At 36.2% G+C, this 12,083-nt stretch carries 9 protein-coding genes and 1 riboswitch; of the genes, 6 read left to right on the top strand and 3 right to left on the bottom strand.

Annotated features, from left to right (window positions below; translation table 11 throughout):
• Window positions 1–61: 61 nt before the first annotated feature.
• A riboswitch (cobalamin riboswitch) is annotated at window positions 62–249 on the bottom strand.
• Between the two features lie 85 nt (window positions 250–334).
• The gene (locus AC3ITD_RS07285) at window positions 335–1,579 is read left to right on the top strand and encodes a serine hydrolase (RefSeq protein WP_489365350.1); all 1,245 of its coding nucleotides are present in this window, start codon (window positions 335–337) and stop codon (window positions 1,577–1,579) included.
• Between the two features lie 108 nt (window positions 1,580–1,687).
• On the opposite strand, the gene AC3ITD_RS07280 is transcribed toward AC3ITD_RS07285, so the two are convergent.
• Window positions 1,688–2,566: a polyphosphate kinase 2 family protein gene (locus AC3ITD_RS07280; protein ID WP_489365348.1), complete on the bottom strand. Its 879-nt coding sequence runs from the start codon at window positions 2,564–2,566 to the stop codon at window positions 1,688–1,690.
• Between the two features lie 219 nt (window positions 2,567–2,785).
• Here AC3ITD_RS07280 and AC3ITD_RS07275 point away from each other — a divergent pair, with 219 nt between their 5' ends.
• The 3 genes from AC3ITD_RS07275 to bla all read left to right on the top strand — a co-directional run bounded on the left by AC3ITD_RS07275 (window position 2,786) and on the right by bla (window position 9,452).
• On the top strand, window positions 2,786–5,239 hold the full coding sequence (locus AC3ITD_RS07275) for a transglycosylase domain-containing protein (RefSeq protein ID WP_489365346.1): 2,454 nt from the start codon (window positions 2,786–2,788) through the stop codon (window positions 5,237–5,239).
• 138 nt (window positions 5,240–5,377) lie between these two features.
• Window positions 5,378–8,551 (top strand): TolB family protein, encoded by a 3,174-nt coding sequence (locus tag AC3ITD_RS07270; protein ID WP_489365344.1) that lies wholly within the window; start codon window positions 5,378–5,380, stop codon window positions 8,549–8,551.
• Window positions 8,552–8,582: 31 nt separating this feature from the next.
• Window positions 8,583–9,452 carry a subclass B3 metallo-beta-lactamase gene (bla, locus tag AC3ITD_RS07265; RefSeq protein ID WP_489365342.1) on the top strand — a complete coding sequence of 290 codons (870 nt, stop codon included), beginning with the start codon at window positions 8,583–8,585 and terminating at the stop codon, window positions 9,450–9,452.
• A gap of 55 nt (window positions 9,453–9,507) precedes the next feature.
• On the opposite strand, the gene AC3ITD_RS07260 is transcribed toward bla, so the two are convergent.
• On the bottom strand, window positions 9,508–9,858 hold the full coding sequence (locus AC3ITD_RS07260) for a GIY-YIG nuclease family protein (protein WP_265798877.1): 351 nt from the start codon (window positions 9,856–9,858) through the stop codon (window positions 9,508–9,510).
• Window positions 9,859–9,991: 133 nt separating this feature from the next.
• Here AC3ITD_RS07260 and AC3ITD_RS07255 point away from each other — a divergent pair, with 133 nt between their 5' ends.
• Window positions 9,992–10,768: a LexA family transcriptional regulator gene (locus AC3ITD_RS07255; protein ID WP_265798878.1), complete on the top strand. Its 777-nt coding sequence runs from the start codon at window positions 9,992–9,994 to the stop codon at window positions 10,766–10,768.
• Between the two features lie 78 nt (window positions 10,769–10,846).
• Complete coding sequence (locus AC3ITD_RS07250; protein WP_489365340.1) at window positions 10,847–11,296, top strand: DUF4890 domain-containing protein; 450 nt, start codon at window positions 10,847–10,849, stop codon at window positions 11,294–11,296.
• A gap of 83 nt (window positions 11,297–11,379) precedes the next feature.
• Here the strand turns inward: AC3ITD_RS07250 and AC3ITD_RS07245 are convergent, their stop codons facing one another.
• Window positions 11,380–12,072: a GDSL-type esterase/lipase family protein gene (locus AC3ITD_RS07245; RefSeq protein ID WP_489365338.1), complete on the bottom strand. Its 693-nt coding sequence runs from the start codon at window positions 12,070–12,072 to the stop codon at window positions 11,380–11,382.
• Window positions 12,073–12,083: the final 11 nt, after the last annotated feature.

Raw genomic sequence — 12,083 nt, 5'->3', positions numbered from 1 at the left:
AAGGAAATGAAAATACGAAAACGCTAAGTACTTCAATCCAAGCTTCAATCCCCGAAAGCTATGAAATTATATGCTAAAGGCAGGTCTTCTGACTTACTCCCGATTTTTAGCCTTCCCATTCCATGACTAGAAAAGTGGCGTAGAATTAAAAATCATTATAGAGCTTACAGCTGCGGGACAGTTTTGGATTTACACCAAATTCCCTTTTAATTCTGTGACAACACAGAAACCAAAAGCGGCGCAAAGCTAACAAAATTAAACAAGTTGTAAAATGGATGATGGAGAAAGCATTTCTTCAATCAAAAGTTTAACTTTAAATATCAAAACCAAAATAATGAGAATCCTACTTTTGATCACCCTTTTATTAAACTATTCTGTCGTTATGGCTCAAAAAACTGATACTATAATGCTTAAAAAGTTAATGGAATCAAAGCCGGAATTATTTGGTTCTGTTCTTAACCATCGAGATAAAAATCAGGTTCAGATTTTATACACCCAGATTACCCGTGATGTTAAAAACAAACCACGTTTTAAGAGCTACAGTTTTAATTTAGATCCACACCATTATTTCTATCCTGCAAGCACCGTAAAACTTGCGGCTGTTATTTTTGCTTTGGAAAAAGTAAACCGATTAAAAAGCATAGGCTTAACTGTGAAAAGCATTATGATAACCGATAGCGCTTTCCGTGGACAAACTAAAGTTGAAAAAGATGGCAGTGCGGAAAATGGTCTTCCAACCCTTGAACATTTTATTAAAAAGATTTTGCTTACCAGCGATAATGATGCCTTCAATAGGTTGTTTGAGTTTATCGGACGTGCTGAAATTAATGATAAACTTAAAAAATATGGTTTTAGAGATAGCCGAATTTTGAACCGTTTGGCCATAGGCGATGCGGGAGAAACCGCTAAACATACCAACCCAATTCGTTTTTACAATAACGACCGTTTGGTATATGAGCAAGAAGCGCAATACGATCCGAAAGAATACGAATTGAACTTAACTAACTTGGTAATGGGTAAAGGTTATTTAGATAGCGCAGATAAACTGGTAAATAAACCTTTTAGTTTAGCCAATAAGAACGCATTTGCCATCAATGATCAACATCGTTTAATGCAAAAACTAATGTTTCCAGAAGCTTTACAGGCTCATGAACGATTTAACCTTACCGCTGCAGATTATAAATTGATCTACACTTACATGAGCAAATATCCAACAGAAAGTGATTATCCAAAATATGATGAAAAGGAATTTTGGCCAACATATGCTAAAATGCTTTATTACGGTAGAGAGAAAAATGTAACTCCAGATCCAAACATCAGAATTTTTAACAAATATGGCGACAGTTATGGCTACATTATAGATAACTCCTATTTCGTAGACTTTAAAAATGGAATCGAATATTTACTTACCGCCGTTGTACAGAGTAACGAAGATGGGATTTATAACGACAACAAATATGAATATGATACGGTGTGCTTTCCATTCATGAAGAACTTGGGGCGAACGATTTACGAAATGGAAACCAGTCGTAAAAAGCCTAAACCAGATTTATCTAAATTTAAGATGAATTATCAGTAAGAGCTAATGTATTTTAGCTGTTATGTAAGACTGTTCTTGATTTAATGGCAATCTCATTTCATTCAATTTTATGACCAAAAAGAAGTTGCCACGTTCAAGCAGGTAGAATTATTCGCTTAGTAAAGCCGTTTTAGTTTCCATCAATTTACCTTGTTCAATTTCGTCCAGAACAGGAAATTTGATGTTCAGGCTTTTCAATTTGTCGGCAATTATTTCGCTAATCGCTAATCTGGCAAACCATTTTTTATCTGCTGGAATAATGTGCCATGGCGATTCTTCCGTGCTTGTTTCGTTAATGGCGTCTTCATAAGCCTTCGTATAGTCATCCCACAAAGCTCTTTCCTTAATATCACCAGAAGAAAACTTCCAATTTTTGGTAGGGTCTTCTATCCTATCCAAAAACCGTTGTTTCTGTTCATCCTTACTCACATTCAAAAAGAATTTAAGCACTACTGTTCCATTTGCAGCCAGATGTTCTTCAAAATTTTTGATGCTTTCATAACGCTTCTTCCAAAAATTTTTATTGATTTTCTTTACCTCATCAAAACCTGGGAGGCTTTCACTCAAAATATATTCCGGATGAACCTTGCAAACCAATACGTTTTCATAGTGCGAACGATTATGAATCCCAATTCTTCCGCGTTCTGGTAATGCTTTGATGTGTCGCCACAAAAAATCATGTTTATATTCTTCGGATGTTGGCACTTTAAAACTGAAAACCTGGCACCCCTGCGGGTTTAATCCACTCATTACATGTTCAATGGCGCTATCTTTCCCGGCAGCATCCATCGCCTGAAAAATAATGAGTATAGAATGCGTTGCTGATGCATATAATTTTTCCTGTAAATGATTGACTTCAATTTTTGAGTTTATCAATGCATCTTTGGCCGTTTCTTTATTGTATCCACCGGTAAAATCAGTTTTCGCACTTTTAATCGAAAATTTTTTATCGCCCTGTACAATTAGCTCCTTAAATTCGTTTTTCATTTTTATACCATATTTTTTTGGTGATTGATTCAGTACCTATCTTAATCTCTCAATATTTTTGATCGTAATTAGCATGTCACAATATACAGTTTCGGATTAATCCAGAACCCATGTTTTAAATATAGTACTAAAAAATTAGTAAATTAAAAACGTTAATTTGCATACAGAGTTTTTTATATTTATCGCCACAGCATTTACCAAATTATCAGCACGTTCAATATGTTCAAAGAGATAAAAAACAAGTACTTACGTTATTTTACAATCTTAATATTCTTTATCATTATTTTCTTTTCTGCCCTTCAACTCAATTTTTTGTGGTTGTTTGGCTATTCTCCAAGTTATCGGGATATCAAAACGCCTACATTGCGTGTAGGGTCTGAATTATATACAAGTGATGGAAAACTGATTGGTCGATATTTCAAGGAAAACCGTACTCCGGTAAGTTTCAGTGATATTGCGCCAAGTGTAATTAATGCTTTGGTAGCTACCGAAGATGTTCGCTTTTATAAACACTGGGGGATTGATGCTCAAGCTGTTGGGCGTGCTGTTGTTGGAATGGGTAAAGATGGTGGTGCCAGTACCATTACTCAACAACTGGCCAAAAATTTATACAGAACCAGGTATAATAAATCGCAAGGTTTTTTAGTGAAAATTCCCCTTGTTAGAACGCTTATTGTAAAGCTTAAAGAGTGGTTAACTGCTGTAAAAATTGAATCTAATTACTCTAAAAATGACATCATCACCATGTACCTGAACACGGTTTCTTTCGGTAATAATACTTACGGAATTAAGACCGCTGCTCGAATTTATTTTGATAAGGAAACTAAAGATTTAGCTACCACTGATGCTGCGATGCTTGTCGGTATGCTGAAAGGAACCAGCCTTTATAACCCAACCAAAAATCCAGAAAAAGCTTTGGTACGCAGAAATGTGGTATTGAGTCAGATGAATAAAAACAATAAACTAAGCAAGGATAGCTTGGCCATACTTTCGAAAGAGCCCATCAAACTTAAAGAAGGTAAAATGGAAGACGGAAGCGATGGCGACTCCTATTTGCGTGCCGCAGTATCAAAATATCTGGAGAAGTGGTGTACCGATAATGGATACGATTTAAATGAAGATGGCTTAAAAATATATACCACCATCGATTCGAAACTGCAAAAATATGCTGAAGAAGCTGTTGCAGAGCAGATGAAAACCTTACAGCGCAGGTTCTACAGCGTTTGGGGCAATGAAGATCCCTGGTACGACTCTGAAAAGAAAAAAGTAGATTATCCGGACCGGGCAATGAAAAACCTCCCTATTTATGCCTTGCTTCAGAAAAAATTTCCAAATCAACCAGATTCGGTTGCCGCTTATTTCAACAAGAAGAAAAGAATGCAAATTTTTACCTACAAAGGTGATCGCGATACTTTGTTTTCAACCTTTGATTCTATCCGTTACTACGGCAAAATATTGAACACTGGTATGATGACGATGGAACCAGCCAGTGGAAAAATCAAGGTTTGGGTGGGTGGTATCGATCACAAATTTTTCAAATACGATCACGTTAATCAGGCTAAACGCCAGGCTGGTTCTACATTTAAACCGTTCGCATATTTAACAGCGCTAGAGCAAGGAATGAGTCCTTGCGATAAATTCACAGACAAACCTGTTAAAATTGAATATAAAGATAAAGGCGAAACCAAATATTGGGAGCCCAAAAATGCCGACTACAGTGTTACTTATCAGGAAATGAGTTTGCGTTGGGCAATGGCCAGATCTGTAAATACCATTACAGCGCAAGTAACTGAAAAAGTTGGATGGGATAATGTGGTAAAATATGCTCACGAGTGTGGTATTGATAGTCATTTGGAATCTGTTCCATCGGTAAGTTTGGGTTCAAACGATGTTACGGTTTATGAAATGGTAAAAGCTTATGCCACATTCATGAATAAGGGCATAAAAACTGATCCGATTTTGGTAGAAAAAATTACAGATCTTGATAATAATATCATCGAAGAATTTAAGCCTAAAACCAAAAGAGTATTATCTGAAGAGATCGCCTGGTTAATGACCTACATGTTCCGTGGAGGCATGGAAGAACCAAGAGGCACCTCTCAAGCTTTGTGGGAATGGCCAAATCTATTTAAAAAGAATAACCAAATTGGTGGAAAAACCGGTACTTCATCAGATTATGTTGATGCGTGGTATATGGGGTTAACCAAAGATTTGGTAACCGGTGTTTGGGTAGGTTGCGATGAAAGAACAGCCCATTTTAAAAATGGCGAACAGGGTGAAGGTTCTCGAACAGCGTTGCCAATATTCGCCAAATTTATGGATAAAGTTTACATGGATCCATCAACAGGATATACCTATGGACCATTTCCGAAAGCAACGGTAGAAATTACTAGAACTTATAATTGTCCTAGTCCGCAATATGTTCGCGATACTAGTTCAAATGATAGCGTCGAGGTAGATTCTACAGAGTTTAATCCTACAGAAACTCCTGAGGTAGCAGAACCAACAACAACGACCGAGCAAGAGGTTAAAAAAGATGAAAAGAAACCTGATCCTGTTCAAAACCAACCTGCAACAACGGTTCCGTTAACGAAAAAAGAAGAACGTGAATTAAGAAGAAAACAGAGACAGGAAGAGCGTGATAAGAAAAAAAATGAAAATGGCGGTAATTGATTTTGAACGTGATTTATACTCATGATTTCACTGTTTCAAAACTGTTAAATTTCTGATTGTGATTTTAAGAATTGCTATTATTATCCCTTCGATAGAATCTTCGTTATTAATTATTTGAATAATCAAAAACACACATTTATGAAAATAAGCGCTACTTATTTCAAGCAATACATCCCTTTATTGCTTTTGATTATGATTTCGTTTTCTTCCAAAGCCCAATATTTTGGTCAAAATAAGGTTAGATATAAAAAACTTGATTTTAAAGTTTTGCAGACACCACATTTTGAGATTTATTACTATCTGAAAAATGAAAACATGCTGAAACGTTTTTCTCAGGATGCAGAAACCTGGTATAAAATGCATCAGGAAGTTTTTAGAGATACTTTTTTAACTAAAAATCCTATTATTCTATATAACAATCACCCTGATTTTCAGCAAACTACGGCATTGCAGGGAGAAATAGGGATTGGAACCGGTGGTGTTACTGAAGCATTAAAAAACAGGGTAATTATGCCTGTAATGGAATTGAACAGTCAAACGCGGCATGTTTTAGGCCATGAGTTGGTTCATGCTTTCCAATACCATGTTTTATTGGAAAAAGATTCGATAAGTTTAGAAAACGTAGGTAAAACGCCACTTTGGATGGTTGAAGGAATGGCTGAATATCTATCCATTGGTAAAAAGGATGCCTTTACTTCTATGTGGATGCGTGATGCAATGCTGAATAGAGATATTCCATCGTTGAAAGACCTTACCAATTCAAACAAATATTTTCCGTATCGTTATGGTCAGGCATTCTGGACTTACATCGGTTCGCAGTATGGCGATACCACAATAGTTCCGCTATTTAAAAATACCGCTAAATACGGTTACGAAAATGCGATAAGATATACATTTGGTTATGATGATAAAACGTTATCTGGTTTATGGAAAAATTCGATTGATGCGCATTATAAACCGATGTTAAAAGCAGACAGCTCGCAAATTAAAATAACAGGGACTAAAATTATCGATAATAAAAATGCAGGAAACATGAACGTTGCGCCTGCAATCAGTCCTGATGGTAAATATGTGGCGTTCATGTCTGAGAAGGATTTATTTGGCATTGATTTATTTCTGGCCGATGCCAAAACAGGAAGAATTATTCGGAAGCTTACCAGTCAAATATCCAATGGCCACATCGACGATTTTAACTTTATAGAATCTGCAGGTGCTTGGTCGCCCGATAGTAAACAGTTCGCATTCAGCATTTTTAGCCATGGCAAAAACCAGATGATGATTATCAATGTCGCGAACGGATCAACAGTTTCGCAGACAGCAATGAATCAGGTGCAACAGTTCGGCAACCTTACCTGGTCGCCGAATGGAAAAGATATTGCATTTTCTGGGATGGTTGAAGGGCAAAGTGATATTTTTTCATACAATTTAGATACGAAAGAAATTACACAAATTACCAACGATGTTTATTCAGATTATGCGCCTAGCTATTCTCCAGATGGAAAAAAAATAGTTTTCTCATCAGACAGAGCCGCTATTCAAAATAAAAATATTAATGCGGTATTACCAATCAATTTGGCCATTTACGACATTACGGCCAAGGAAGTAAGGAATCTAGATGTGTTTCCAGGCGCAAATAATTTAAATGCTCAGTTTTCTTCTGACAGTCAAAATATATACTTTTTATCTAACCGAGATGGATTTCGGAATTTATACAAATACAATTTCGATGGCAACACGGTTGATCAATTAACCGATTACTTTACAGGCATAAGCGGAATCACAGAATTCTCTCCTGCCATTTCAGTTTCTGGTACCGATGATATCGTATATAGCTATTACCGCTACCAACGCTACACCCTTTACAACGCAAAAATAAGCAGCTTTAAAGCCAAAAGAATTGGCAATCAAGAAGAGAATTTTGATGCCGCCATTCTTCCACCGATGGAAAATTATGGGGTAAACATCATCAATTCGAATTTGAACAACTTTGATCGCTTCGAAAAAATTGTTGCCGACTCTATGAAAACCGTTGCTTACCGACCAAAATTCAAGTTGGATTATTTGGCCAATAGTGGTGTTGGAGTTTCAACCAGTCGATTTGGAACCGGAGTTTCTGGCGGAATTGTGGGCATGTTCAGTGACATCTTAGGAACCAACCAAATTATTGCCAACATTTCCGTTAACGGAGAGATTTACGATGCTGGTGGTTTGGTAGGTTACATCAATCAGAAGAGCCGAATAAATTGGGGTGCGGCAATTTCGCATATCCCTTATGTATCGGGTTTTAGTTCTTATGGGTATGAAAAACTACCTGCTGATAATAATACCACAGTAGATGCATTAAATGAAAGAACAGATATCATCAGAACTTTTGAAGATCAGGTGCAGCTCTTTGGCGCCTACCCTTTTAGCAAGATACACCGGTTTGAAGTTGGTGGAGCATTCTCAAGATATAGCTACAGAATTGACCGTTACAGTAATTACTATAATACTGCAGGTTACTACATAGGTTCGGATAGAAAGCGCCTCGATAACGAACAAGCTACATTAGATTACGGCGTTCCGTTTAATTCCTTTACACTTTATCAGTTAAACGCTGGCTTTGTTGGCGATAATTCTATTTTCGGTTTAACCGGACCTTTAGATGGTTTTAGATATCGCGTAAGTGGTGAGAAATATTTCGGTACTTATAATTTTGCCGGCGCAACTGCCGACTTAAGAAAATATTGGAGATTGAAGCCCATTACAATTGCGGCGAGGTCTTACAATACTTTTAGAATTGGGAAAGATGCCGATCGATTATATCCAATGTATGTTGGTTATCCTTATTTAATTAGGGGTTACGAATCCAACTCAATTTACAAAACCACTTCAGCACAATCTTCAGAGTCTTTTGACATTAACCAATTAACAGGAAGCAAGATTGCCGTCTTCAATTTTGAATTAAGGTTACCTTTTACCGGGCCTAAAAAATTAGCGGCGATACCCTCTGGATTATTGTTTAGTGATTTAAACTTGTTCTTTGATGCCGGTTTAGCGTGGACAAATGATACAAAAGTTAGATTCAAAAGTGAGCCGACTTACACATCTGAAGTGGTAAGAGACACAAACGGAAACCCTGTATTGGATAGTAAAGGAAATCAGGTTACTTACCAAGCAACAAATGAGCGTGTACCCGCAATGAGCGTTGGTATTTCGCTAAGGGTAAATGTATTTGGATACTTTGTTTTGGAGCCTTACTATGCAATTCCCTTCCAACGGAAGGATGTTAAAGGAGGTGTATTTGGTTTAACTTTCGCTCCTGGATGGTAAATTACTTTGCTTAATATTAAAAGAGTTTGAAATGATTTCTGCTGTTAAGTTTATCGTATTAATCGCTGCATTATTTTTCAGCGGATCAATCTTTGCGCAAAAAGTAAACGAGCCGAAAAATAATCCAAAAGAGTGGTCTAAAAAAACAGAACCGTTTAGAATCGCAGGAAACATATATTATGTTGGCACTTACGATCTTGCCTCCTATTTAATTGTGACCAATAAGGGTAACATTTTAATTAACACGGGTTTGGCCAATTCGCTTCCGATAATTAAGGAGAATATCAAAAAACTAGGATTTGATTATAAAGCAACGAAAATCTTATTACTCACTCAAGCCCATTTTGACCATCTGGGTGCAATGGCTGACATCAAAGGTGAAACAGGCGCTAAGCTTTATGTTGATGAAAAAGATGCTGCTGCCATTATTTCGGGAGGCAAATCAGATTACGAAATGGGTAAATATGGGGTGACTTTTAAACCCATCAAACCTGATCATCTGCTAAAGAATAATGAAAAAGTAACGTTAGGCAATACTACCTTGACTATGCTGCATCATCCTGGGCATACAAAAGGTTCATGTAGTTTCATTTTCAACACAAATGATGATAAAAAAACTTACAGGGTATTAATAGCAAATCTTCCATCCATCATCATTGATAGAAGATTTTCTGAAGTAAAAGATTATCCGGGCATTCAAAACGATTATGCCAAAACTTTTGAAGCAATGAAAAAAATCGATTTCGATTTATGGGTGGCCTCCCACGCCAGTCAGTTCAATCTTCATGAAAAACGTAATCCTGGAGCTGCTTACAATCCGAATGCATTTGCTGATAAAGCAACCTATTTAAAAAACATCAAAGATTTGGAAAATATTTTTCTCAAAAAGATTAAGCAGTAATCATCTAAAAAGAATCTAAACTTTAGACATTAAACTAGTCTAAACTTGATAACTGTTAAGACAAACTGGTAAATGCTAATTTAACCTGGTTAGTCATATTTCTGTGCAGCAAAATATTTTCGAAATCTAAACCAATTGTTAAATCAATCCAATCCGGATTACAAGATCTTACCAACCTTTCTTTTTGCATTCGGGTAAAACGGCTGATCAATTTAAAACGAGCTAATGCCTGTGGCTCGGTTTTAAACTCTTCAAAGTAAACTAAACGCGTTAACTGCTTTCCATTATCGAAAAATAAGTTCGGCATCTGCTTGTAAAAATCCAATGTCTTAATCAAATCAGAACTCATGCCTACATGCATGCTTGTACGGTTTCTGTCGGTAACGATGTAAACAAACTTTTTCATTATAATAGATTTAAATATTAAAACTAAACTATTTAGTATACCCTCTTGCAATTCAAAATAATATTACTAACTTTATGAGCATAAAATTACTAACTATTTTAGTAATTCCAAATTTATTTTAAAATTTATTTTTATGTCGAATATTTCAAATAATTTAAAGTACCTCAGGAAGAAAAAAGGCCATACACAGCAAAATTTCGCCGATGTGATGGAGATTAAGCGTTCGCTTATTGGTGCATACGAGGAAGACCGGGCAGAACCAAAATACGACTTGCTAAAAAAAATAGCAGAGTATTTCGAGCTTACTATTGATGAATTTATCAATGAAAAGATAAGTGACAGCTGGAAACCTAAACCAAAAAGTTCTGGTTCAAACTTGAGAGTGCTAAGTATATCTGTTGACCAAAATGATAGAGAAAATATAGAATTGGTTCCTGTGAAAGCAAGTGCAGGTTATTTAAATGGTTTCTCTGATCCTCAATATATAAGCGATCTCCCAAAATTCCAATTGCCGCTCCCAGCTTTAAGGCAAGGTACTTTTCGTGCTTTTGAAATTATGGGCGATAGTATGTTGCCGGTTCAACCGGGTAGTGTAATAATTGGTGAGTATTTGGATAATTGGAATGAAGTTAAAACCGGCGAAACCTACATCGTGATCAGTAAAAACGAAGGCGTTGTTTATAAAAGAGCGGGTAACCGATTTAAAGAAAACAAAGATTTAAAGTTGATATCAGATAACAAAGTATACGACCCTTATACCATTGCGGCTGATGATATTTTGGAAATCTGGAAAGCAAAAGCCTATATTTCGACTTCATTGCCTGAACCAACCCCAGATCCAACAATGGAAACCTTAACCCAAATGATGTCGCAAATGCAGAAATCCATTTCCCAGCTTAATAAAAATTAACACTTTTTAACTTATCGCGATTAAACCGTTTGCCTTATTTCATATCTATTAGAAAACAAACACATAAAAAACATAGACATGAAAGAAGCAATTTTAACAATAGCAATCGCAGTAATGGGTTTCACTGCTGCATTTGCTCAAGACACTACAAAAAGAGCTAGAAGACAAATGCCGAAAATGACTGCAGAACAGCGGGCGGAAAAGGCAACGGCTAGATTAGAAAAAGAATTAAGCTTAACTGCTGATCAGAAAACGAAAATTTATGCCGTTGAGCTAGAGAATGCTAAAAAGGTAGAAACATGGAGATCTGCTGATCAAGGTGATATGAAAGGCAAGATGAAAGAACGTAAGGAAGCCATGCAAGCTCAGAAAGCCAAAATAGATGGCATTTTGACAGCAGAACAAAAAACCAAAATGGAAGCCATGAGATCAGAAGCGAGAGAGAAAGGTGACAGAATGAGAAAAGGAATGGGCAAAGGCAAAAGAGATAAAGCGCCAGTGGTTTCAAATCCTCCTACACAAGGTTAAGAATTAAGAAAATATTCGATAAATAAGAAAAGCGTTCAATTAATTTGGACGCTTTTTTCGTTTCCTTTAAAATCGAAATCTCATTAATTGAGGTAGCCTGTACTTTTCAAAAAGTCTGCCCATACCTTATAACCTTCTGGTATCAAATGAAGTCCATCTTTAGTAAGCTCGGCACGTAAATGTTTATCTTGATCCGTAAAATTTGAATACAAATCAATAACCGTTACATTTTTAGCGCTAAGCTTTTTAATTTCCTCGTTTAACCATAGAATTTGTTCATCCTTACCATAATGATTTTTGAACTTGGCAAAAGAGCTATTTACAGGTAGCAGCGTATTAAAATAAATTTGAGTTCTTTTCGATCCTTTTCTAATCCGCGAAATCATTGTTTTATAATTCCTTAAAATCACGCTATCTGGGATATTTCTTGAAATATCATTTATTCCGATTAGGATAAAGATTTTTGCTGGTTTACCATCTATAACATCTTGCAGACGCTCTAATACACCGAAGGTAATGTCACCAGAAATACCTCTGTTTTTTGCTTGAGGTAGATCTAACAGTTTTGCCCAATCGGTACCGGCTGTAATGCTATTACCCAAAAACACAAAATCTTTCTTTGATTTACGATCTGCATTAAACCGGTTTACAATTTCTACATATTTGCCCGGCCGATAAGTACTGTCCCATTTGACGCTTTGGGCATTGGCAACATTATATCCTTGTAGAGCGGCTATAATAACGCTAACTAATAATGTGAGATAGTTTCTTCTCATAGTGAATGATT

This window comes from Pedobacter sp. KH_004 (genome assembly GCF_057840755.1).
Note: the sequence above shows the minus strand (reverse complement) of the source record. Positions and strands in the feature narration are given on the sequence as shown.